Origin of the sequence: Haloferax sp. Atlit-6N (assembly GCF_003383195.1) — an archaeon.
In the GTDB taxonomy this organism is placed as follows: Archaea; Halobacteriota; Halobacteria; order Halobacteriales; family Haloferacaceae; genus Haloferax; species Haloferax gibbonsii.
Genome location: NZ_QEQJ01000193.1, coordinates 1 through 515 on the forward strand (window position 1 = coordinate 1; position 515 = coordinate 515).

Annotated in this window: 1 protein-coding gene; it reads right to left on the bottom strand. The window is 55.1% G+C overall.

Going from position 1 to position 515, the window contains the following annotated elements; translation table 11 throughout:
* Positions 1-515: SIS domain-containing protein (locus DEQ92_RS21890; protein WP_115821781.1), on the bottom strand; the 515-nt coding region annotated here is incomplete at both ends.

The window sequence follows — 515 nt, forward strand, 5'->3', positions numbered from 1 at the left end:
CTGCGGTTTCACCACTTTGGGTAATCCCGAGGACGAGCGTCCGCCACGGATCGCGCCCCGCATCGAAGTCGTACTCACTTGCGATATGCACTGTGACCCGGACGCCGGCGTGTGCTTCAAGCAATTCTTTGGCGTACAGGCCAGCGTGATAGGACGTCCCGCACGCAATGATCTGAATCTCCTCGATCGACTGCAGGTATTCAGCCGGCAATTCAACATCGAGATCGACGGTTGTCGCTAAGTCATTGATCCGCCCCGAAATGGCCTTTCGGAGTGCTCGCGGCTGCTCGTGAATCTCTTTGAGCATATAATGCTCATAGCCACTTTTGCCGGCGGCATCAGCATCCCACTCTAGGGTCTCGATCTCCCGTTCTACCTGTTCGCCGTCGTTGTAGATTGTGACATTATCAGCGGTGAGGTGTGCGATATCCCCACTTTTGAGGTACGTGACTTGGTCTGTGTGCTCGATAAAGGCTGTCGCATCGCTTCCGATGAACATCGCCTCTTCTCCGTGA